A 22,892-nucleotide genomic window follows, 5' to 3' on the forward strand; every position below is an offset into this window, starting at 1 on the left:
CATTACCTCCACCGTTTCCGTTCAACCACTTGGATACTGAATAGCAAAAAGAGCACCGCCACCGTCACGTAGTACATCACATCGGCTCCATTCAGCAATCCTTTGGTGAAACTGTCAAACCGTGCGGTTAGTGAAAAAGGTTCCAGCCATTGCTGTACCGCCGCAGATGCACCCGTCTGTCCACCAAACGAATCCAGCATCCAGAACACAAGTAAAATAATAAAACTGACGACCGCCGACATCATCTGATGCTGTGAAAGCGTCGAAGCGAATAAGCCGATCGCCATCATGGCTGCGCCAAGCATGAACAGACCGATCACAGATGTTAATACCAGCGTCCAATCCAGCTTCCCATAAAAGGACATCACGACCGGATACGCTAGACTGCACAGCACTAATATGAGCAACATGCCCAGCGACGCCAAAAATTTACCTACGATCATTTCCGTCACACTCACAGGTGAGGTAAGCAGCAGTTCATCCGTACCTTGCCTGAATTCCTCCGCAACCAGCCTCATCGTGAGCAATGGGACGACGAACACCAGCATGGACAAGGTGTCACCGAGTACCAGCCGATAGTCCAGAATGCTAGGCTGATACATAACAAAATTTGTATAAAAAAGCAACCCCGTCAGCAGCATGTACACTGCAAGCGCAAAATAGGTCGTTGGTGTCCACAGATAGGCTTGCAGCTCTTTTTGACAGACCGCGAACAAACGCCTCATGACCGATTACCTCCTGTATCCTTATCTTCTTCAGCCTTATCGTCGCCGGACGCAGCATCTCCATGCTCCACCGTGATAGCCGTAGGGGCTGCATTCTCCGAGGAATGTAGGTCTTGTACTGCTGGATCGCTGACCTGACCTTCTTCCGTCTCGCGGGTCGTTAACTGCTGGAAGATATTTTCCAAGCTAAGGTTTTCTTTTTTCATCTCCAAAATTGGAAGCCTCGCATCAGACAGCACATAAAATAGTTCTTCGCGAAAATCCTCACCTGAGTCTCCTGTGAGTAGCAATCCGGTCATATCTGGCTCTGCGGCAGTCAGCTCCGTGTTCGCTGGAGGCAGCGTGGTCGCCATAGATTCAACCTCTACTTTCCCCCAAGTACGCAGGACATCCAGCACCTGCTCACGCTTCCCTCTGACCTCCACCTTCACCTTGAATCCATCTTCCATCGAACCGCCGAGCGCATCAGGGCGCCCATCCATGACCAGTTTCCCTTCATGGATGATGAGAACACGATTGCACAAAGCATCCACCTCAGGCAATATATGCGTACTTAGCAATACCGTATGATTTTCGCCAATCTCCTGAATGAGCTGACGAATCTCCAAAATCTGATTGGGGTCCAAACCTGAGGTTGGTTCATCCAATACCAATAAATCCGGGTTATGAATAATCGCACCTGCCAGTCCCAAGCGCTGTTTATACCCTTTGGACAAACTGCGGACTAATTGTTTTTCCCGCCCATTCAGTCCTAGCCTGGAAATCATCTCCGAAATACGCAGCTTCTGCTCTCTCGCAGGCACGTCCCGAATACTAGCTACAAACTTTAAATAGGATCTTACGGACATATCCTCATACAAAGGGGGAGTCTCCGGCAGATAACCGATTTTGGAACGGGCCTGTCTGCCCTTATCCTGAATCGGGATACCGTCAATTGTAATCACTCCCTCGTTGGGTTGAAGATACCCTGTAATCATGCGCATCGTCGTCGTTTTACCCGCACCATTCGGCCCCAGGAAACCAACAATTTCACCGCGCTGCATTTCAAAATCCAGCTTATGTACCCCCCGGTTGCCCTCATACCACTTGCTCACCTGCTGCACTTTGAGCACATGTTCCACCCTTTCTTTTATCGTAATCTTCTCCCTGCTGCTCCCCTACTTCCCTCCCACCTAAAATGTTGCATGAGTAGCGGGTAGCAGCGAAGCGGAGGATTTGAAGCTGGAGAAGCGCCAGCATTCGCCTTTGCTGTAGGATTCTTACCTTTATATGTCTTATCTAATCAAAGAAGAATCCTACAGCAACAGCGATCGGAAGCTCAAAGCCTTCGCGGAGCGGTCTCCCCGCACCTTATGCTACACTTTTAAATTCTAATGATAATCCCCCACATATAACTCCAGCTTAACGTCACTTAAATAGAAGCTTAAAATAATGTGTCTGAAATGTGAACACAAAAATACACATCTGCCCTCGGAAACTTGTACGGTTCGCTAGGATATGGATTCGCATCTACTATCATTACAACGTGTGAAGGGAGTGTATAAAAGCGATGAGTGTATTGTTTACCAATCTAGTTTCTAACGGCGACTTCGAGATCGGATCAACCCTTTTTTGGAGCTCTGTCAATGTGACTGTCACTAACTTATCTGTAAAAAAGACAAACTTTTATAGTGCGATCCTGGCAGGAGGCGCAGTAGATGCATCTCTTTCCCAGGTCGTTTTTGCTGTACCAGGCGAAAGCTATACGTTAAGTCTTTCAGCTGCAAAAATAGGAAGCCTGTCCAGTCCTCAAGTTAACATATTTCTGTATTACTATGACGCAGCCTTTAGCTTCCTTGGCACGGGGCTAACTACCTATTTGAGCTCAGGCACATTGCCAGACGCTGTGAACGGAACATGGCAAAGCCTATATGAAGTAACAGCTCCTGTTCCAGCCAACGCAGCCTATGCCTTTTTGGTTATTAGTAAAAATGCCTTGGCTAACACTGCTGATGTAGCCATTGATTCTATTGCTCTTGTTAAAGCAAGTGCAGCTGGAGCTGTAGGACCAGCCGGACCTGTCGGGCCTACGGGCGCTACGGGCGACACTGGTGTTACTGGACCTGTCGGACCTACTGGTGCCACGGGTGACACTGGTGTTACTGGACCTGTCGGACCTACTGGTGCCACGGGCGACACTGGTGTTACCGGACCTGTCGGACCTACTGGTGCCACGGGTGACACTGGTGTTACTGGACCTGTCGGACCTACTGGCGCCACAGGTGACACTGGTGTTACTGGACCTGTCGGGCCTACGGGCGCCACGGGTGACACTGGTGTTACTGGACCTGTCGGACCTACTGGTGCCACGGGTGACACTGGTGTTACTGGACCTATTGGGCCTACGGGCGATACCGGACCTGCGGGGCCGACTGGACCTACCGGACCATTTGGCCTTGGATTTACTGGACCTGTTGGGCCTACGGGAGCCACGGGCGACACAGGTGCTACCGGACCTGTCGGACCTACTGGCGCCACGGGGGACACTGGTGTTACCGGACCTGCTGGACCAATCGGACCGATCGGGCCTATTGGCGACACAGGCGCTACTGGACCTGTCGGGCCTACTGGCGCCACAGGCGACACTGGTGCTACTGGCCCTGTCGGACCTACAGGAGCCACGGGTGATACAGGTGCTACCGGACCTGCTGGACCTACTGGTGCCACGGGCGACATTGGCGTTACCGGATCTATCGGGCCTACTGGCGCTACAGGCGACACTGGTGTTACTGGACCTATCGGACCTACTGGCGCCACTGGCGACACAGGTGCTACCGGACCTGTCGGACCTACTGGCGCCACGGGCGACACTGGTGTTACTGGACCTGTCGGACCTACTGGCGCCACGGGCGACACTGGTGTTACTGGACCTATCGGACCTACTGGCGCCACGGGCGACACTGGTGCTACCGGACCTGTCGGACCTACTGGCGCCACGGGCGACACTGGTGTTACTGGACCTGTCGGACCTACAGGGCCGACTGGACCGATTGGACCAACAGGAGACACAGGCCCAGAAGGACCGATTGGACCTACCGGACCTACAGGGCCGACTGGACCTACGGGGCCTACCGGACTCTAACCTCCTTTTTCTGTCACATCATTTTTAAGCGATGTACCATACCTTATCGACAAAGCCGTACAGCATGTTAAGGCTTTGTCATCCATGCCCTGCCGCAGTTGCGGCAGGGCTTCTATAACTCAGGCCTCTTTTAAAAATCCAACTTTATGTTTGACCTGAATCCTTAGATGGTTTCCAAAGGAGTGATGCTCAATTGATCAGTATCAGCCTGTGCATGATCGTCAAAAATGATCAACATACCATTGGCCGTTGCCTGGAATCGGTCCATCCTATTGTGGATGAGATCAATATCGTGGACACAGGTTCACAGGATCGGACCATTGACATATGTCGCAACTTTACAGATCGAATTTTTCCATTTGAATGGGTAGATCATTTTGCCCTTGCACGTAACTATTCGTTTGAGCAAGCTACGCAGGAGTACATTCTCTGGCTTGATGCCGATGATATTTTGAAGGAGCAGGATGCCGTTAAGCTGCTTGAGCTAAAGCAAACCCTTGATTCCTCAGCTGTACCAACCGTCGATTCTGTGTCTATGAATTATCATTATGCCTTTGATGATCACGGCAATGTCACCCTACATTTTCGCCGAAACCGCTTGATCAGAAGGTCAGCCGGGTTCCGTTGGCATGGAGCCGTGCATGAGTACCTCGCCGTTGACGGGAATATTCAACATGCCGATATCGCCATAACTCACACTAGAACACACACGGCCTCTCCAGGGCGAAACCTGCGAATTTATGAGAAGTTGCTCGCCCAAGGTCATGCCTTCTCTCCTCGTGACCTCTACTATTACGCTAACGAGTTAAGAGATAATGAAAGATATGAGCAGGCCGTGCAGGCTTACCGGAATTTTCTGGATACCGGACAATGCTGGGTAGAGGATGCGATTAGTGCATGTAGCAAAATGGCCGACTGCCTGCAACAACTGGGCAAGCTGGAGCAAAGTATTACCGCGGCTCTCCATAGTTTGACCTTCGATACACCCAGGGCAGATCTATGCTGTCGGATAGGTCATTATTTTTTGCATAAAAATGAGATTACCAAAGCTATTTATTGGTACGACATGGCTACCACTCTCAATCCTCCCGACACGATGGGCCCAGTACAGGACGCGTACCAAACGTGGTTTCCTCATATCCAGCTATGCATTTGCCATTTTCGGCTGAAGGATTACACACGTGCGAATTGGCACAACGAGCAAGCTGCCACGTATATTCCCAACGACCCGCATGTCCTGCATAATCGACAATTTTTCAGCTCAATCCTGAATCCTCCCCAATAGAGATGTCCCCCATACTCAACCCTCAATCTTTAAGTAAGTCAAAGGAGGAGCAAGCGGAATGCAACAATCGAATCGGTACAAGATAGCTGTCTATGCCATTAGCAAAAATGAAGCCCGATTCGCCAAACGATGGATGCACACCATGCGTGAAGCCGATGTTGTCATTGTAGCGGACACCGGCTCTACAGACGATACCGTTTCTCTGCTACGCGAAGCGGGTGCAGAGGTGCATCGTATCCAGGTAACTCCTTGGCGTTTTGACAAGGCTCGCAATGAGTCCCTACGGCTGGTCCCTGACGATATAGATATTTGTGTCTGTACGGATCTGGACGAAGTCTGGGAGGAAGGTTGGCGGTCGCGGCTGGAACGCAACTGGAGGGAAGGAACTACCCGGATGCTATATGCCTTTACACATGGACAGCCTGGGCAAGATACCGTTTATACATGGTTCTGGAAAGAAAAAATACACACTCGTCACGGTTACCGCTGGGTACGCCCGGTTCACGAGGTGCTTGAATATATCGGGAAGGGTGAAGAACGCAGCATCCGATCCGACCAGCTACGCTTGTATCATGATCCCGATCCGCACAAGTCCCGCAGCCAATACCTTCCACTGCTGGAGCAGTCTGTGCGCGAGTTTCCTGAGGAAGACCGCAACATGCATTACTTGGGGCGGGAATATATGTATCATGGCCGTTGGGACGAGTGCATTGCTACACTGCAACAACATCTTGCCATGCCGCAGGCACGCTGGGCAGATGAACGCAGCGCTTCGATGCGCTTTATTTCTAGAGCCTATAAAGCAAGTGAACAATGGCAGGAGGCAACACGTTGGTTATACCGGGCTATTGCGGAAGCACCGTATTTACGTGAACCTTACACGGAAATGGCTCAGCTGGCCTATCATACACGGAACTGGTCCGCTGTCTATCATATGGTTGAAGAAGCGTTACGTATTTCAACACGACCGGATACGTACATGCAAGAGGATTTTTGCTGGGACGCCACACTGTATGATCTTGGTGCCCTCGCTTGCTACGAGTTAGGCCTTTTACACAAAGCTTGTGAATTTGCGAGAGAAGCAACAGAGCGCTCCCCGGACGATTCTCGCCTTAGCCATAATTATGCGCTAATTCAATCTAGGCTTCCATAGAAACCCACACCCCGTCCTGTAGGTTGAATAACTTGGTATAGGAGCTTGTGATTGGCAAAGGAGGTTATTGAGATCAAAGTTCTATTTACTTTTTATATACCGAGCGGCGGCGTAGAAACCTTGAACCGCCAACGCTGTAAAGTGCTCATGCAGGACGGGATTGAATGTCATCTTCTCTATTATCAGCAAGGTACAGGGATGCAAAACCTGAACGGCGATATTCCTGTATTCATGACTTCCTCTGAAGAAGAAATTCGAATGCTGGTAATTACTAACCGCTATGATGCAATTATCGTCTCATCGGATTATCCTATGCTCCCCAGACTGCGAATGTTGGGCTATCAGGGGGTATTAATCTATGAATCGCAGGGCTTTGGTTCTCACGAAGAGGCTGCTTGGGTGGTCGCGGATGCAGTTCCGTATCTTCAGAGACATGCCAACGCGGTGCTCTTGCCCAATACAACTCATCTGGTGCAGCTATTTACCGACATGTGTCCATGGCTTAATCGTTATGTATTTCCAAACGTACTGGATACCAGCGTATTTAATTATGTACCTAACACTCCTCCGATCAATCCGATTATTGGCTGGGTTGGGCGGTTGGAGCCCAACAAGAACTGGAGGCATTTTGTCGACATTTCTTACTGGATGCTGCAAAACCGTGCGGATCTTCGAATCTGGATGTTTTATGATGACACCTTGTCTCAGCCGGAGGATAAAATACAATTCGAGAACATGCTTGCTCAGCTTGGCATGTCCTCCATTATCGAGCGTTTTAAAAGCGTACCTCATGCCCAAATGCCCCTGTACTACTCCATGATTGGCGACTCAGGCGGCTACCTGCTATCGACCTCGCTGGTAGAGGGCTTCGGCTATGCGGTTGCTGAGGCGATGGCCTGTCGTTGCCCGGTATTAAGCTCTGATTCAGACGGAGTACGAGCATTCATTGACCACAACGAAACCGGTAAATTTTATCAGCAGGGGGACATCTTGCAGGCGATACTGCAAGGACTAGACCTGATGAACAACGTACCTCAACGCGAATCTATCCGCAGAAAAGGGCTGGAGCGAATCGTTAACCTGTTGGCACCAGACAAATATGTGCGCTCCTTCCGGCAGATGATGAACACGCTGGGTGTGAGGTAACTAAAAAACAGCTGACGACAACCCTTGTTATATACGGGTCATCGTCAGCTTTAACTTGCTTTTTTATTATGGAATATTGGAATCTATCTAATCTTTAGTAAGCGGTCTCCTGCATGAATATCCTTGGGATCTTCAACTAAAATATCCGTGTACACGGCTGTATTGGTTACAATGACGGATGTGGTAATATCATATCCTTCATCCTCTATAGCCTTGGGATCAAATTCAACCAGCTTGTCCCCTTTTTGAATCGTATCCCCTTCAGATACAAAGGAAGTGAAATGTTTTCCTTTCAAGCTGACCGTATTAATTCCAATGTGAATGAGCAGTTCAACTCCATCCTCAGAAATAAGCCCGATGGCATGCTTGGTTTTGAAAACGGTAACAACAGTTCCGTTAAATGGCGCATAGGCTACTCCTTCTTTCGGAATAATTGCGGCCCCCTGGCCTATCGCACCGCTGGAAAAAGCTTCATCTTTTACTGCAGTTAAAGGAATCAATTCACCGTGTAGAGGACTGAATACCGCTTTTTCTTCTTCTTTGTTTTCATCTGCAATTTTAATCTCAGACGCAGGTTTTGCATTTTTATAACCGAAAAGATAGGTCAAAATAAATGCGACTACAAAAGCTACAACCAAAGATATAATAAAGCCGATGAAACCTGCATCCATGCCTTTTGGATTAATGAATAGAGGTATACCAAAAATGCCGCCTGAAGCAAATCCATATGCCGTTGAGCCGAGTAAGCCTGCAGCAGCTCCTCCTATACCTCCAGCGATCGAGGCTAAAATAAACGGTTTTTTAGCGGGTAAAGTAACCCCGTAAATAGCTGGTTCAGTAACCCCCATCAAACCCGCAATTGTGGCAGAAGTGGCGATAGGTTTTAATTTAGGGTCCCGTGATTTCAAAGCGATGGCAAATGCCGCACCTGTTTGCGCAAAAGTCGTACAGAAAAGCATACCGTTAATCGGATCAAACCCGTTCGTAACTACATTATTCAGGAGAATTGGAATGAACGCCCAATGCAGACCGAAGATAATGATGCCCTGCCAGAACCCGGCCAGAACGAGGCCAGCTACAGCCGGACTTAACTGGTAAATCCACATGGAGCCTTTGGCTAACCCATCGCTGATTATAGTTGCTATCGGTCCGACAACCAGAAAAACAAGCGGTGATATGATGACCAAGGTCAGAAAAGGCACCATGAACATTTTAATGGAGCCAGGTGCAAACTTACTTATCATTTTTTCCACCTTTGCTGCCAAGAACGCTCCAATAATGATCGGTATAACAGAAGAAGTATAATTAATCAGAACGACAGGTATGGTCAAAAAGGACAGCGCCGTTTTATCCGTAAAGGCGGAAGTAATGGTCGGGTACACCATCGCTGCTCCCAAAACGGCAGACAGATACGGGTTTCCTCCAAATTTTTTACCGGCTGAAAACCCTAGAATAACCGGAAAGAAATAAAACATAGCATCTGCTGTCGCATATAAAATTTTATACGTGCCCATCTGATCAGTCATCCAGCCCAGGGATGTGCATAAAGCCAATAGTCCTTTTAGAATCCCCACAGCAGCGAGCACACCCACAACGGGCATAAACACACCTGAAATTACATCGACAAAGCGGCTAAATAGGCTCGCTTTTTCATTTTTTTGATCGTCTTCAACCATTTGATCTCCATGCTTTACTCCCATTGTATCCAAAAGAGCTTCGTATACTTTGGGAACCTCATTTCCGATGACCACCTGAAATTGGCCACCACTTTCCACAACGGTAATGACACCGTCAATCTGCTTGATCTTTTCTTTATCTGGCAATAGATTATCCTTCAGTTTAAATCTCAATCGAGTGACACAGTGAATGACACTGTTCACATTTTCATTTCCGCCCACGGCACTTAATACTTCTTTGGCTGTTTTTTTATGATCCATCATGTTCACTCCTTCTTGGATGCGCTTTCTATTTTTCTATCCGTAGTAGCTGGATGTGCTATAACTGCGACAATTACGGCACTTCTCCCAATTCAGTAGGTATATGGAATTGAGCTGCTTTTTGAAAAAGTAAATCTTAATTTCGATCACAAAATCCTTTGATTTCTGCATCCGAGATAAACTGCCATGCTTTTATATGTTTTTCCGACCAATATCCCGTTCCAATAACGCCGATTTTCCACATGTTGCTTCACTCCATCCACATTCTTCTCTGTTTTTATTTCGTTCCGATGATGACAACATCACTTTCAAAGCTGTGCATGTCTAGCACCGATTGATCCTTTTGGACGGACACGTCAGTTTGGGCAAACCGCTTCCCGGCTAAATCAATCGTTGTAAACTTGTAATCCTGCACGTTGATACTTAGTCGCACCTTCGTGTTAACCGGGACATACAAGATAAGGGTATTCTCGTTCCCCGCAGCTCTAATTTCCTCTGTCTTGTTTAAAACAATATCTAGCGGCTTTATGCCGATAAGGTTATACATTTCAAACAAATATTTAATAAAGGAATAATCCCATGCGCCCTCAAATCGCAATGCTGTTCTCCAATCATAGGGACTATCGAATCCTTCCCCTTCTACAATGCCGAATTTCTTTCCTTTTTTGTGCCAGCTCCAAATGCCATGTGCTCCGTAGGTAATGCCCGCACCCCCGCCTGCAAGGAGGCTTTGCCATGCTGCTTTTCTGGCATCCAGTGCTGTGTATCTGCCATACACATTGCGGCTATAACTAATTTGTTCATAACATGGCTCTCCATTAATGACAGGCCGTATATCCGGCTTATGGTAGAAATGTTGAGCAATCTCATGGCCCACATGCTGAAACTCGGAATTATGTCCTGATTGATACATATAGAATCCAAGACCCTTGTGTTTCTCAAAGGCTGGAGGAATTTCTCTCAATCTCCCTTGAATATGCAGCGTAGTTAAGCTTGCAGGGCTTAATTGTTGTACAATGTCCAGTGCTTTTAAATAATAGGAATTGGCGCGTTCAGTCGGAAAATCACTATCCCCGCTAACCAGAAAAATAGGATCAAATGGAGAAAAACGGTTTACGACGTACGTTACATAGGGTTCAACGCATTCAAATGGCATTTTGTTACCCTTTTGGAACATTTCGGCCCATGTATCCGGTACATAGTTACACCACAACAGAACCAGTGCCGGAACAAATCCACGCTCTACAGCCATTTTCAACATGATTTCTGCCCGGTCAAAATAAGCTTCGTTTAATGTATGGTAGTCGAAATCCCCATTTTCCAGTAATGCAAACGGCTGTAGATTCAGATCCGATTCACTTGCGTCCCATTGTCGGAGCATGTTGATTTGCAACACATTGAAACCTTGCATCTTCCGATAGTCAAGATAATCGCTCCACTCCTCTATCGTCGCGTTGGTAAATACACTCCAAACCGTATCTGCCAAATAAAAAAAAGGTTTGTCCTCTTTTGTAAAACTTCTTTGATTTTCAGCAATGTTTAAACTCAAATGAATCACCTTTCCTTTCTTGCTACATTCACAAATCTTCCTAAACAAATAACTAAAATAAATAACTAAATTTATATGTTTTTTCGCAAATAAACTAAATTAAAGCGCTTTACACTTGCATATTAACACTATAAATAATAAAAGGTCAACATTTTTTTCTTTTCATTTATTTAGTTTAGTTTAGTTTATAATCTAAACTTTCTTGTAGAGTAATGATATAATTTATGTAGTTTAGTTCAATAGGGGGTTCCACATTGAAAATTGATGATATTGCAAGGCTTGCAGGTGTTTCGAAATCTGCTGTCTCTCTTGCTTTTAATAACAAACCCGGAGTCAGTGAAGAAACCAAGGAGCAAATTCTAAAAATAGCCCAAGAGCATGGATATAAACCACGCACCATGAAGACAAGCAAGGAAGTCATTAAAAATCATCATGTGATACGCTTTGTGGCCTGTAAAAATACAGACATTGTAACAGAGCATTATGATTCACTTCCATTTTTCAATGAATTAATTCATCATATTACCAATCAGGTGAGAGTACATGGAAACACCTTGATTTTTTCGTCTTTTGATAGCCATAGCCTCGAAGAAGAATTATCTGCTTTGGAAAAAGATCAGCCTTCTTCAGGCATACTTCTGCTTGGCACCAATTTAACTTCCGAGATTATTCATTCTATACAATCCATTCATTCCAATATCGTGATTTTAGATACCTACTTTGAACACGTCGACGCCAGTTTCGTATCTATTAACAACTATCTTGGTGGGTATCAGGCAGGCCAATATTTAATTCAGTCAGGACACAGAAAGATAGGATACGTACAATCCAGTACCAGAATTCTTAACTTTAAAAAACGAAAGGAAGGGTTTATGGCGGCTTTAGAGGAGCACAATCTTTCCATAGAAAATGGGCTTATATTTGATATGCATCCCATGCTTGTGATGTCACAGGACGCATTTAAAACAGCTATTCATGAATTGAATGAGCTACCTTCGGCCCTATTTTGCGAAAATGATTATATGGCGATCAGTGCAATTAAAACGTTTCAGGAAATGAACATTCGAGTGCCTGAACAAATTTCCGTCATGGGATTTGATAATATTCATGAGGCCAAGGTCATTAGCCCGGAACTCACAACCATTCATGTGAAAAAGGATATTTTGGCCCGAACTGCTGTAAATTTGCTTATGGAGAGGCATAACAATCATCAGAGGCATCATACTCAGGTTCTTGTGAATACAGAGGTTATTGAAAGAAGATCTTGTTTAGCCTTGAAATGACCTATGATCATTGGTTTATTATTGCTTGCTCTCTCAATGATTTTAGAATAAAGCCGCCATGTTGGCGGCCTTTTCTATCATCAGATTCCATATAGAATATTCCAATTTCTCGTCATTCGCTGAAATCTTCCTCTGTCAAATCCATATTTACGCTCGCAGCGGTTCGACTGCCGTCGGCCGCGGCAAAAATCAACTGAGAAGGCATGAAGTACGATGAATCCCCGGCAGCATATACACCGGGTATGGAGGTTCTCCCCGCTTCATCCGTCTTGATCCCGCCCGACTCCGTTCTTTCACAGCCCAAACGTTCTCCAAACGGTGTACTTTGTACAAACTGGGGAGACACAAAACCGCCGACCCTCGGGACTTGAGTGCCATCCGTAAAGCGCACATGCTCCAGCTGCCCATTGTGACCGATGAACGCTGAAACAGGTTGCTCCATTACCACAATTCCCTTGGATTGAAGCCGTTCTTTTTGTTCTTCCGACAGGGATGCATGACCGTTCGTACATACGATCAAATCCTTGCTCCAATTAAGGAGTAGTTTGGCTGTATGATATATAGCCGCCGATTCAGAGACAAGGACAAGCGGTTGATCCCGCAACTCCCAGCCGTCGCAATAAGGGCAATTAAACAGACTTTTCCCGTATAACGGATAAAAACCTTCGATCTCGGGGAATATCTCCTTTACGCCCGTCGCTAATATCAATTTTCGCGCTTGAACGCGAAGGCCTGACGAATCAAGCACCTCAAATCCGGATTCGTTTTTCGTAATCGAAACAACCTCGGTTTGCAGATGATGGACAGACGGATAACGCAGCACTTCCTCATAAGCTACACGGCGGAACTCGGCTGGCGTTACGCCGTCTCTCGTAATAAAACCATGCGACGCATGCGTAACCGCATTTCTGGGCCGATTATTATCAATCAAAGCCACATTTCTTCTTGCCCTGCCCAGCACGAGGGCTGCATTCAATCCGGCGGGCCCCCCACCAATAATAGCGCAATCGTACAGCATAACACCCAACTCCTTTCCGAAGATATTAAAGACTCTTTATATCTGTAATAAAACCAAAAAAACGCTTTACATAACTGGCAACCACCCTCTTTCTATATAAAGTCGCTTACTTTTAAACTTGCGTTTGCTTTTGCGCCAAATCGACCAATTTCGTATTTTTAAGATGTCGTTCCATTTTCTCCTCTGCTTCCCTCATTACAGCTTGAATCAGGCACTCAGATCCGTGGACAAAATCACATTCAAACAAAGAATTCGTACCTTCAATGGCACGGATAATATCCAAAAAAGTAAGATCATCTTTATGACGGGATAGGCGATAGCCTCCATTGGCTCCAGAAACGGATTCGATCATTCCAGCCTTCACAAGCCTCGTCAAAATTTTTGAAAGATAAGTTGGTGAAACATTTTGGGATTCGGCCAATTGCTGAACACCTACCGGCTTAACCGACGAATCAGCAACGAGCATGAGCATGGTGTGCAGCGCATAATTTGTAGCTTTTGTAAATTTCATAACTACACCTCAATCAAAGACTTATTGTGTCTACTATATCTCTGAATCTGCTGGTGTGTCAAGGTCATCTAGGATTTACGCTGTTGTCAACCCTTCTTTTGGTTACGCTCTAACCGTTGTATACTGTTCATCAGAACAGCTAAGAAAGGGGGCTCGTTGTGCGTATTTTTGATATTCTTCGTATATTGGTTGCTGAACAGATGGTCAATGGAGAACACTTGGCAAATGCATTGAAGGTATCTTCTCGAACGATACGAACGGATTTAAAGGAATTGGGTGCGCTGTTGTCAAAGCATGGAGCAGCAGTTAAACCCCTTAAAGGAACGGGCTACAAGTTAGAGGTTCGGGACGAACAAGCATTTCATCATCTGCTGAAGCAATTAAAGGATTATGAAAATAATGTACCCTATCCATTAGCGAATTCTTCTGAAGCCAGAAATCGTTTTTTAATGAAAAAGCTGTTGCTTACCAATGCATATGTCAAACTTGATGATTTAGCCGAGATCCTGTATGTTAGTCGATCTACTTTACAGAATGACCTCAAAGAACTACGCAAGTTATTGGCAACTTACGGACTTTCCCTGGAGAATAGACCCTATCATGGTATTCGAGTCAAAGGTAATGAGGCCAGGCTGCGTTATTGCATTTCCGACTATATATTTAATAGGATAGATGAGATAGGCGACCAGCAGATGTCCCCCCCTCCTCTGATCTCTAACGAAGAGATGGGATTCATAAGAGAAGTGATTCTGGATCGTATTGAGATCAATGATATTCAGCTGTCGGACATTGCCCTGAACAATCTGGTCATTCATATTGCTATAGCATGTAAGCGTATTCGCGAAGAAAGGTATGTTTCGTATTATCCTCAAGAGATGAAAAAAATCGAAGCGCAAAAAGAGTTTAGGGTGGCGACTGAGATCGTATCCGCCTTGGAACAAAACATGAAGTACTCCTTTCCACTTGTTGAAGTTGCGTACATTGCTGTTCACCTGTTGGGTATAAGGACCGTCGTTAGTGCCCATATGGATGAAGTGGAGATTAAAAAGATCATTGATAAAGATATCTACGAACTGACTATTGAAATACTGGACCAAATTGATCAGCAGTTGAAAATGAACATTCAAAACGATCAAGAATTGCTGATTGCATTTTGCCTTCATCTCAAACCGGTGATCAACCGTTATCAATACGGAATGAATTTGCGTAATCCTATGCTGGATGAAATCAAAGCCAATTACCCGCTTGCCTTTGAAGCAGGTATCATTGCTGCGGAGGTCATCAAGCAGCGGCTTCATATACACATCGAGGAAAATGAAATTGGGTATTTAGCCATTCATATCGGAGTCGCGATGGAAAGAAAGAAAATGGAGGACGCGCCCAAAAGATGTATGATCGTATGTGCTTCTGGACTCGGCAGCGCTAAGCTGCTGTATTACAAGCTTCAATCGGTCTTCGGTTCCAGGTTGGATATCGTGGGAACCACTGAATTTTATAAGCTGAAACAAATGCCGTTGGATACACTGGACTTTGTTATTAGCACGATCCCCATTTCAGAACCGCTTTCTATCCCCATGATCCATGTGAATACATTTTTAGGCGGTTCCGATATTACTAAAATTGAGCAAGCCATTTCTGAGACCAGACTTCCTGCTGTGCAGTATGTACGAAAAAAATTGGTCTTTCTTCAGCAGAAGTTTGAGAACAAACTCCAAGTGCTTGAATTTATAGCCGAAAAAATACACGAAGCAGATCTTGTAAAAGGCCCCCTGCTGCAATCTGTAATAGAACGTGAAGCCGTTTCCCCCACTTCATTTGGCAACTTTGTCGCGATCCCGCATCCGATGGAACCTTTCGCAGATTCTACGTTTTGGGTCATCTGTACATTACAAAAAGCTATCGACTGGGACGGCAAGCCGGTACAATTTATTTGTATGCTCTGCATACAGCGTACTAAATCAGAAGATTTACAGACTATGTATCATATTTTGCTTGATATTTTAAATAATGAACAGCTCGTCCAGCAGCTTATTCGCTGCAAGTCGTATACAGAATTCATAGAAGTGTTGCATAAAAATTGTTGAACATGAGGAGTATGAAGAACGATTTATTTCCGTTAAGAAGAGGAAATAATGTGCGTTATGTTGAAAGCGATTCCAAATTATAATAGCCATACGAAGGGATCATTGAAAGGAGAGAAGATCACGTGAATAATGATGAATCTACAGAGCACGACGTGAACATGGAGGACATGGATGATACAGAGATTGTATTCCAAATTATATTATACGCAGGGAATGCACGCAGCTCGGCCATGGAGGCGATTGAGCTTGCAAAGGCGGGGAAATTCCGTGAAGCCAAAGAAGAATTAGCCTCAGCAAAAAAAGAACTGGTGTCCTCCCACAAAATTCAAACCAGAATCATCCGTAAGGAAGCAGCGGGTGAAAAAACAGAGATGTCCGTCATGATGGTGCATGCTCAAGATCATTTGATGAATGCCATCACCATACGTGATATGGCCTCAGAGTTTGTAGACCTGTATGAACGCATTGATCAATTCGTACCGAAATCGTAGAGGGAGGGACGCTATCCCATGGCATTCAAAGACAAACTGGTCGATGGCCTCACATCGGTAGCAAATGCAATCAATAATTTTAAATATATTATAGCGATCAAATCAGCTTTTATCACATTGATGCCTGTTATTATTGTCGGTGCCTTTGCTGTATTGATTTCTAATATGGTCATGGACCCGGTCAATGGCCTTGCGCATTTTAAGCCGTTCTCATTCCTGGCTGAGTACAAACCGATTTTCTCGGGCATTAACTATGCCAGCTTGAATATCCTTACCATTCTGGCTATTTTCATGATTGGTCTGGAGCTAGGAAAAATTAACGGTGAGAAAAATCTCTTCCCCGGTTTGCTTGCTTTAATCTGTTTTATCTCTGTGACACCAACCACGATAGAGTTGATGGTTAACGGTGACATGCAAAAAGTAACAGACGTCATAGCCCGTCAATTTACGGATACCAAGAGCTTGTTTTTAGGTATTTTCATAAGCATCCTATCCGTTGAGCTATACAGCAAACTGGGCAAGTCCGATAAACTAAAAATTAAAATGCCTGAAAGTGTTCCCAGCAATGTGGCCGTTTCTTTCTCGGCACTCATTCCTACCATTATTACGGTGACTGTCTTCTCAATGTTTGGATTCTTTTTTCATAAGTTTACGGGACTCTATCTGTACGATGCCGTCTATAATGTGGTGCAAAAACCTCTGGAGACCGTAGTACAGGGACTACCAGGTATACTGGTGCTGATGCTGGTTGCGCAAATCTTCTGGGTGATCGGTATTCACGGGAACCAAATGGTAAAGCCCATTCGTGAACCCCTACTGCTTGGCGCGATTACCGTCAACATGACTGCTTATGAGCAAGGACTGCCCATTCCGAACATTATTACGATGCCTTTCTGGGACGTATACATGAGTATCGGTGGTTCAGGAATTACGCTGGCCCTCTTGATTTGTATTATGATCGCTTCCAAGCGTGAAGATATGAAGGAAATAACAAAGCTTTCATTGGGTCCAGGTCTGTTTAATATTAATGAGCCTGTCATTTTTGGACTTCCGATTATGTTGAATCCATTGATGGCTATCCCTTTCATTATTACTCCGCTCATCACAGGAACGATTGGTTACTTCTCGACGTTGCTTGGATTTGCAGGTAAAGCCGTCGTCATGGTTCCATGGACTACTCCGCCTATTATTAATGCCTACCTGTCTACAGGTGGAAGCATTGGCGCCGTCGTAACTCAGATCATTTGTATTGTGGTAGCCATTATCATTTATTTCCCATTCGTCAAAATTGCCAACAAGCGAACGGCTGAATAATGCGTTACTATAGAAATACATCAATTAATTGAAAACGCATTCTTTATTCAATGAAAAGGAGAAACATGTCATGGCTAAACATACGATACAAATTCCGTCGAATTTCATCATGGGTGCAGCGGCTTCCGCTTGGCAGACAGAGGGCTGGAGCGGTAAAAAAGAAGGTCAGGACTCATACCTAGACCAATGGTACAAATATGACCGCTATGTCTGGCACAATGGATATGGACCCGCGGTTGCAACCGACTTTTATAATCGCTATGCCGAAGATATTGCGCTGATGAAACAGATTGGTTTAACCCATTATCGGACTTCTATTAATTGGTCCCGCTTCTTAACGGATTATGAGAACATAGTGGTGGATGAAACATATGCGGATTATATGGGCCGGGTCATTGATGAGCTGATTGCGAGCGGAGTCGAGCCGATGATTTGTCTGGAACACTATGAGGTACCCGCCTACTTGCTGAACAAATATGAGGGTTGGTCTTCCAAGCATGTGGTGGAGCTGTTTGTAAAATATGCGGAAAAAGTGTTTGAACGGTACGGCGATCGGGTCAAGCACTGGTTTACGTTTAATGAGCCCATTGTTGTACAGACTCGTGTCTATCTAGATGCCCTTCGCTATCCCTATGAACAAAATACGCGGAAGTGGATGCAATGGAACTATAATAAAACGCTGGCTACCGCGAAATGCGTACAGCTTTTCAAAGCAAAAAACTATAGTCAGCACGGGGCTAAAATAGGCGTTATTCTGAATCCCGAAGTCACTTATGCCCGATCAAGCGCCCCTCATGACCAGTATGCGGCACATGTGTATGATTTATTTTACAATCGAGTATTTCTGGACCCGCTTATTAAAGGCGAATACCCGCAAGAATTGTTCGATCTCATGGGCAAGCATGATATTACATTTGAAGCTACAGCGGAAGAACTGGCAGTCATTAAGGAAAATACCGTTGACTACGTCGGGATCAATCTCTATTATCCCCATCGGGTAAAAGCACAGAGTAAAGCGTGGAACGAAAACACCCCCTTTCACCCCTCTTACTACTATGAGCATTTTGATCTTCCGGGTAAAAGAATGAACAAGTCACGGGGCTGGGAGATTTATCCGAAAATCATTTACGATATGGGAATGCGTATCAAGAACGAATATCACAATATCGAGTGGTTTGTCGCGGAAAATGGTATGGGCATTGAGAATGAAGCTGCTTTCAAAAATGAGGAACACATTATTCAGGACGACTATCGTATTGACTTTATAACTGAGCATTTATACTACACATTACAAGCTGTAGAAGCGGGCTCCAACTGTACAGGTTATATGCTGTGGGCCTTTACAGACAACGTTTCTCCCATGAATGCTTTTAAAAATCGCTATGGACTGGTGGAAATTAACCTTGACAATGATCGAAGTCGGCATTTGAAGAAATCCGGCTACTGGTATCAAGCCGCGATCAAGGAACGCTCATTTATTGCTGATCTGGATGAAGAGTATAAATAGTTAAAAATGAATTCTGGAGGCGCTCAAATATGAAAAAAATTATTTTGGCATGTGCTGCGGGTATGTCCACATCCATTTTGGTTTCTAAAATGAAAAAAGAAGCAACAGCAAGATCCATAGAGCTGAACATCGAAGCCATCCCCGAAAGCACCATCAAGGAAGAGCTAGAAGCCGTTACAGATTCTGTGATTGCTATTTTGCTCGGACCTCAAGTGCGGATGCGTAAAAAGGCAGTAACCGAAATTGCAGCTCCCTATGGTATCCCTGTAGATGTCATTGACACGTTGGCTTATGGTAGAGGAAACGGTGCAGCTGTCCTAGATCAAGCCTTGAAGCTGGCTGGCGAGAACATCTAATTGCTATTCAAATGAAAAAGAGGCTGAGAGTTACCTCAGTCTCTTTCTTGAGTTGCGCGCTCTTTATCAAGACATACCTTCTTTGCCTGAACCCATACTGCTCACATACGTTTCCTGTAAACCGGCAGAAATGCCGTATAGCGGTTCCCAACGAAGCCAATGTCTGGCGACTGCGTTACTAAGACAGCTATGGTGAATGTCTCCCGCTCGCGCTGGTGAATACACAGGGCGGACAGACGAACCGTGCAGCTTTAGTAAATCGTAGGCCAGTCGATTAATGGACGTCGTTCGTCCTGTACTTACATGTACTGTGCGTTGGTCCGCTGCATGGATAGCCGCCATATTCGCTCGAACTACATCCTTGACGTACACAAAGTCTCGGGTTTGTGTCCCATCGCCGTGAATGAGCAAGGGACTTCCTTTTTTCAGCCGCTCCATAAAGAGAGCGACTACACCACCCTCTCCCTTCGCGGCCTGACCGGGACCATACACATTTCCATAACGCAAAATCGTATAGTTCATACCGTACAGCCGATAAAAAAGTCGAATATACGATTCTGCGGTCAGCTTGGACAGTCCGTAGCCTGAAATGGGCTCCACGGGATCGTCTTCCTGTATACATTGCTTTTGCAACTCTCCATATACACCGGACGTGGATGCAAATATAAATTTCGACACACCCGCTTCATGACAAGCCTGCAACAAATGAATCGTCCCCAGCACATTCACATCCGCGTCCTCATCGGGTCGATGGATGGATTGCTGCACATCCGCCTGTGCGGCCAAGTGAAACACAATATCCGGGCTTTCCCGAATCAGCAGCGTCCTAGCTTCAGAGCTGCGAATATCCGCAATATGCATGACCGCGCGCGGGTCCACATTTGCCATATTCCCGGTCGTCAGATTATCCAGCACATGCACTCTGATGCCCGAATCAGCAAGCGCACGTACCAGCTGAGAACCAATAAATCCGGCTCCCCCGGTGACCAAAGCCTTCACTAGCTCACCCTCCTTTTGTACCGAAGCATATGACTTCCCTTCGCATCATGTTATGCGACTCCCTATAGCTTGGCGCAGGCACAAGCACAGTCCGAAGACAATCTATAATGTGTCTCTAGAATCTCAGCACCTCAGACATGCAGTCTCACGTTTTCCAGCATATAACGCCACATCTCATCCTGACCGTTCCATATATCCTCAGGTGGCAGCTCCACTGAAACCAGCCGCTCCAACCCCCAGTCCAGCTCCGTCACACCATCAGTCCCTGTATAATCCACGTATAACAAGCGAAAATCATGTGTAATCCTCTGTAATAACACATCATGTAGTTCCACCGCTTGCTCCCGACTACCCCCGAGACGAACCAGTAGCAGACGGGACGCAAGCGCGAATTGGTCCAGTAGACGTGCAATGCGGCGATCAAGCGTCGTTTTGAATGCAGGGTAGGAAGTCAGCTGCTCCGATGTATTCTGGCTAACCGGAAAATGGTGTGCTGCTGTAATCCCATAGGATGCATCCTCAACCATGAAGTTATGCTCGCCGTAATCATGCCCCGTGACACGTAGACTATCAACATCCATAAAATCGGCAAAACGGGCGTCCAGCAAGCGACTGATCTGTGACAAGTTACCGGAAATCATCCAGTCCAGCGGACCCGCATAGGGACGCAGTCCGTTTTTATCCAGCTGAATGGAAGGTAAGCAATGTCCACCCAGACTGAATACAGCATCATAATCCCCCTGCAACCGCTCAAGCACGACGCCCTCCCCTTTCCGAAGACAAGGTCATCCCTTTAAAAAGAGTACGCCAGTGCGGATCACTCTTGTAATTCCATACATCGGCAAAAGGCATTTCCACCGAGCATACATGCGGAAGCTGCCAATCCACCTCCGTCAACTCCGTTACGCCGGAACAATTCACCACCAACAAACGAAATTCATTCGCTACCATGCCCGACAAAATACGTTCCAGTTCCTCTACTTCTTCATAGGTTCCCAGCATACGGACGAACAAGCTGCGCTTCGCCATCTGTGTTTTTGCAAAAAAACGTTCAATACGACGGTCTATCTTTTCCTTGAACTCGGGATAGGTCACCAGATCTGAGGACGTATTGCGTTCCTGCGGAAAATCATGTACCGAGATCACATTATAAGCGATATCTCTGACCATATAATTCAGTTGGCTCGTACCAACGACACTTAAATTAGGCAAATCCATAAATCCGGCAAACCGATTTTCAAGCAAGCGGTTCACATCGGACAGCGTGTCAGACATCATCCAATCCAGTACCCCGGCAAACGGCCGCAAACGGTTCTTTTCCAATTGAATGGCAGGTGTACAGTTTTGTCCCAGACTGAAGACCGCTTCATATTCCCCTGCCAGCTGTGCGAGTCTCATAGCCGCGCCTCCTTTTTTAATACGACCCTTCCCTCAGATCCTGCTTGGCCCTTCTTCTGTAGTCGAAAAGGGACTTCAGGCCGTAGTTTGTTCCACTCTACATTACATGCACAGCACGGCGAAAAGGGTTGGACACCGATGCGCTTTTTGTCAAAGAGGCGTACAACTATCCAGTCCAATCCCGGCTATTTTTCATATCATATTAAGGCTGGTAACCTAACGGAATTCAAGGAGGCATCATCATATGTCCGTGTTTCTTTTAACCGTCGATCACCATCTCGCTTACCACAGCGCCCACATACAAAGCTGCCATGTGACCCTTTTCAATCGTGAAAAGAGAGCCGTCGATGTGTTGCTGGAAATGGGAAATGACAGTGGCGTTTTCCGACGGCAGCTCCTTCGATTGAACCCTTCTCCCGAAGCTGGCTCCGTGCTAGAACTCAAGGATATGGAGACCGCCCAAAATCCTTTTTACCTGCGAGTGGTAACGAGTATTTACAATCCGGAAACGCTGTTTATCCTGGCTGAATTTTTGGAAAACGGGAACATTGTCGCTAAGCGTACAGCCAGTCATTTTACCGTGACACCCTAATGAACGGGCAGAGGAGGAAGAAGGTATGTTGAAATATTCAGTTCAAAACAAAGCTGAGCCAGACACATATGCACTGCCTTTTCAGGTCACCGAACAGGAGAGCGTGCTCTCTACATTAATCATTCCTGCAAGTGAATCTGAAGGACGTATTGTCATTGAAGTCTCTCTGGCATGGGAAAATCCGCTGCTCAACTGGGATATCGGGGAGTTGGACATTCGATTGCGTCGCAATGATGAGCGGGGACCTATGCTGGATTGGTTGCAGGATTCCTGTTATCAGGAGGGATTTGCAGAATTAAGCTATGAGGAAATGGGAGAACAGGCAGAGCCTTATGTATACTGCTTGACCGTACAATCAGCTGACCGCCGTGCTGTTGTTACGGGGCCGCTCATAATTCGAGGCTCAGTTTATGAAGATTGACA

21 protein-coding genes are annotated in these 22,892 nt (G+C 45.9%); 12 read left to right on the forward strand and 9 right to left on the reverse strand.

The annotated features are described in order from the left end of the window. Positions 1-2 precede the first annotated feature (2 nt). Positions 3-725: an ABC transporter permease gene (locus NLX82_RS17035; protein WP_028541495.1), complete on the reverse strand. Its 723-nt coding sequence runs from the start codon at positions 723-725 to the stop codon at positions 3-5. Next, positions 722-1,837 (reverse strand): ABC transporter ATP-binding protein, encoded by a 1,116-nt coding sequence (locus NLX82_RS17040; protein WP_023990076.1) that lies wholly within the window; start codon positions 1,835-1,837, stop codon positions 722-724. The genes NLX82_RS17035 and NLX82_RS17040 overlap by 4 nt, the downstream gene beginning before the upstream one ends. A 437-nt stretch (positions 1,838-2,274) precedes the next feature. Here NLX82_RS17040 and NLX82_RS17045 point away from each other — a divergent pair, with 437 nt between their 5' ends. From NLX82_RS17045 to NLX82_RS17060, 4 genes are all read left to right on the forward strand, one after another. Further along, positions 2,275-3,846 (forward strand): NTTRR-F1 domain, encoded by a 1,572-nt coding sequence (locus NLX82_RS17045; RefSeq protein WP_302055870.1) that lies wholly within the window; start codon positions 2,275-2,277, stop codon positions 3,844-3,846. 193 nt (positions 3,847-4,039) lie between these two features. Next, complete coding sequence (locus NLX82_RS17050; RefSeq protein ID WP_069080661.1) at positions 4,040-5,131, forward strand: glycosyltransferase; 1,092 nt, start codon at positions 4,040-4,042, stop codon at positions 5,129-5,131. Positions 5,132-5,189: 58 nt separating this feature from the next. Then, the gene (locus tag NLX82_RS17055) at positions 5,190-6,284 is read left to right on the forward strand and encodes a tetratricopeptide repeat-containing glycosyltransferase (protein ID WP_254348675.1); all 1,095 of its coding nucleotides are present in this window, start codon (positions 5,190-5,192) and stop codon (positions 6,282-6,284) included. A gap of 51 nt (positions 6,285-6,335) precedes the next feature. Next, positions 6,336-7,430 carry a glycosyltransferase family 4 protein gene (locus NLX82_RS17060; protein WP_254348676.1) on the forward strand — a complete coding sequence of 365 codons (1,095 nt, stop codon included), beginning with the start codon at positions 6,336-6,338 and terminating at the stop codon, positions 7,428-7,430. A gap of 83 nt (positions 7,431-7,513) precedes the next feature. Here the strand turns inward: NLX82_RS17060 and NLX82_RS17065 are convergent, their stop codons facing one another. Beyond that, positions 7,514-9,367, reverse strand: a complete 1,854-nt coding sequence (locus NLX82_RS17065) for a beta-glucoside-specific PTS transporter subunit IIABC (RefSeq protein WP_254348677.1) — start codon at positions 9,365-9,367, stop codon at positions 7,514-7,516. Positions 9,368-9,644: 277 nt separating this feature from the next. Then, positions 9,645-10,925: a glycoside hydrolase family 140 protein gene (locus NLX82_RS17070; protein ID WP_209943511.1), complete on the reverse strand. Its 1,281-nt coding sequence runs from the start codon at positions 10,923-10,925 to the stop codon at positions 9,645-9,647. A 245-nt stretch (positions 10,926-11,170) separates the two neighbouring features. Here NLX82_RS17070 and NLX82_RS17075 point away from each other — a divergent pair, with 245 nt between their 5' ends. Then, the gene (locus NLX82_RS17075; protein ID WP_209943513.1) at positions 11,171-12,199 is read left to right on the forward strand and encodes a LacI family DNA-binding transcriptional regulator; all 1,029 of its coding nucleotides are present in this window, start codon (positions 11,171-11,173) and stop codon (positions 12,197-12,199) included. A 112-nt stretch (positions 12,200-12,311) separates the two neighbouring features. On the opposite strand, the gene NLX82_RS17080 is transcribed toward NLX82_RS17075, so the two are convergent. Next, positions 12,312-13,217 (reverse strand): NAD(P)/FAD-dependent oxidoreductase, encoded by a 906-nt coding sequence (locus tag NLX82_RS17080; RefSeq protein WP_068941789.1) that lies wholly within the window; start codon positions 13,215-13,217, stop codon positions 12,312-12,314. A gap of 112 nt (positions 13,218-13,329) precedes the next feature. Further along, positions 13,330-13,728 (reverse strand): Rrf2 family transcriptional regulator, encoded by a 399-nt coding sequence (locus NLX82_RS17085; RefSeq protein WP_076159720.1) that lies wholly within the window; start codon positions 13,726-13,728, stop codon positions 13,330-13,332. 158 nt (positions 13,729-13,886) lie between these two features. Here NLX82_RS17085 and NLX82_RS27780 point away from each other — a divergent pair, with 158 nt between their 5' ends. The 5 genes from NLX82_RS27780 (at position 13,887) to NLX82_RS17110 (ending at position 19,480) form a co-directional block, all read left to right on the forward strand. Beyond that, entirely contained in the window at positions 13,887-15,812 is a 1,926-nt protein-coding gene (locus tag NLX82_RS27780; RefSeq protein ID WP_254348678.1) for a BglG family transcription antiterminator, read from the forward strand. Between the two features lie 122 nt (positions 15,813-15,934). Continuing rightward, positions 15,935-16,303, forward strand: coding sequence for a PTS lactose/cellobiose transporter subunit IIA (locus NLX82_RS17095; protein ID WP_049828407.1), 369 nt, complete (start codon positions 15,935-15,937; stop codon positions 16,301-16,303). Positions 16,304-16,321: 18 nt separating this feature from the next. Next, entirely contained in the window at positions 16,322-17,617 is a 1,296-nt protein-coding gene (locus tag NLX82_RS17100) for a PTS sugar transporter subunit IIC (RefSeq protein WP_160789553.1), read from the forward strand. A gap of 70 nt (positions 17,618-17,687) precedes the next feature. Beyond that, on the forward strand, positions 17,688-19,124 hold the full coding sequence (locus NLX82_RS17105) for a glycoside hydrolase family 1 protein (RefSeq protein ID WP_254348679.1): 1,437 nt from the start codon (positions 17,688-17,690) through the stop codon (positions 19,122-19,124). Positions 19,125-19,153: 29 nt separating this feature from the next. Then, positions 19,154-19,480 carry a PTS sugar transporter subunit IIB gene (locus tag NLX82_RS17110; RefSeq protein WP_023990091.1) on the forward strand — a complete coding sequence of 109 codons (327 nt, stop codon included), beginning with the start codon at positions 19,154-19,156 and terminating at the stop codon, positions 19,478-19,480. 66 nt (positions 19,481-19,546) lie between these two features. On the opposite strand, the gene NLX82_RS17115 is transcribed toward NLX82_RS17110, so the two are convergent. From NLX82_RS17115 to NLX82_RS17125, 3 genes are all read right to left on the reverse strand, one after another. Further along, positions 19,547-20,479 (reverse strand): NAD-dependent epimerase/dehydratase family protein, encoded by a 933-nt coding sequence (locus NLX82_RS17115; RefSeq protein ID WP_023990092.1) that lies wholly within the window; start codon positions 20,477-20,479, stop codon positions 19,547-19,549. 131 nt (positions 20,480-20,610) lie between these two features. After that, positions 20,611-21,237 (reverse strand): DUF1796 family putative cysteine peptidase, encoded by a 627-nt coding sequence (locus NLX82_RS17120; protein ID WP_023990093.1) that lies wholly within the window; start codon positions 21,235-21,237, stop codon positions 20,611-20,613. Then, complete coding sequence (locus NLX82_RS17125; RefSeq protein ID WP_023990094.1) at positions 21,230-21,877, reverse strand: DUF1796 family putative cysteine peptidase; 648 nt, start codon at positions 21,875-21,877, stop codon at positions 21,230-21,232. The genes NLX82_RS17120 and NLX82_RS17125 overlap by 8 nt, the downstream gene beginning before the upstream one ends. 244 nt (positions 21,878-22,121) lie before the next feature. On the opposite strand from NLX82_RS17125, the gene NLX82_RS17130 reads away from it, so the two are divergent. Both NLX82_RS17130 and NLX82_RS17135 read left to right on the forward strand, forming a co-directional pair. Further along, entirely contained in the window at positions 22,122-22,469 is a 348-nt protein-coding gene (locus NLX82_RS17130; protein WP_023990095.1) for a hypothetical protein, read from the forward strand. 25 nt (positions 22,470-22,494) lie between these two features. Continuing rightward, complete coding sequence (locus NLX82_RS17135; RefSeq protein WP_053326022.1) at positions 22,495-22,890, forward strand: hypothetical protein; 396 nt, start codon at positions 22,495-22,497, stop codon at positions 22,888-22,890. Positions 22,891-22,892: the final 2 nt, after the last annotated feature.

The sequence above is a fragment of the Paenibacillus sp. A3M_27_13 genome (assembly GCF_024213315.1).
In the GTDB taxonomy this organism is placed as follows: Bacteria; Bacillota; Bacilli; order Paenibacillales; family Paenibacillaceae; genus Paenibacillus; species Paenibacillus polymyxa_B.

What these genes read in the sequence shown, in the direction of transcription:
- NLX82_RS17035 (WP_028541495.1), bottom strand. Translation starts at nt 725, where the DNA reads ATGAGGCGTTTGTTCGCGGTCTGTCAAAAAGAGCTGCAAGCCTATCTG.
- NLX82_RS17045 (WP_302055870.1), top strand. Translation starts at nt 2,275, where the DNA reads ATGAGTGTATTGTTTACCAATCTAGTTTCTAACGGCGACTTCGAGATC.
- NLX82_RS17055 (WP_254348675.1), top strand. Translation starts at nt 5,190, where the DNA reads ATGCAACAATCGAATCGGTACAAGATAGCTGTCTATGCCATTAGCAAA.
- NLX82_RS17065 (WP_254348677.1), bottom strand. Translation starts at nt 9,367, where the DNA reads ATGGATCATAAAAAAACAGCCAAAGAAGTATTAAGTGCCGTGGGCGGA.
- NLX82_RS17080 (WP_068941789.1), bottom strand. Translation starts at nt 13,217, where the DNA reads ATGCTGTACGATTGCGCTATTATTGGTGGGGGGCCCGCCGGATTGAAT.
- NLX82_RS17085 (WP_076159720.1), bottom strand. Translation starts at nt 13,728, where the DNA reads ATGAAATTTACAAAAGCTACAAATTATGCGCTGCACACCATGCTCATG.
- NLX82_RS17100 (WP_160789553.1), top strand. Translation starts at nt 16,322, where the DNA reads ATGGCATTCAAAGACAAACTGGTCGATGGCCTCACATCGGTAGCAAAT.
- NLX82_RS17105 (WP_254348679.1), top strand. Translation starts at nt 17,688, where the DNA reads ATGGCTAAACATACGATACAAATTCCGTCGAATTTCATCATGGGTGCA.
- NLX82_RS17110 (WP_023990091.1), top strand. Translation starts at nt 19,154, where the DNA reads ATGAAAAAAATTATTTTGGCATGTGCTGCGGGTATGTCCACATCCATT.
- NLX82_RS17125 (WP_023990094.1), bottom strand. Translation starts at nt 21,877, where the DNA reads ATGAGACTCGCACAGCTGGCAGGGGAATATGAAGCGGTCTTCAGTCTG.
- NLX82_RS17130 (WP_023990095.1), top strand. Translation starts at nt 22,122, where the DNA reads ATGTCCGTGTTTCTTTTAACCGTCGATCACCATCTCGCTTACCACAGC.
- NLX82_RS17135 (WP_053326022.1), top strand. Translation starts at nt 22,495, where the DNA reads ATGTTGAAATATTCAGTTCAAAACAAAGCTGAGCCAGACACATATGCA.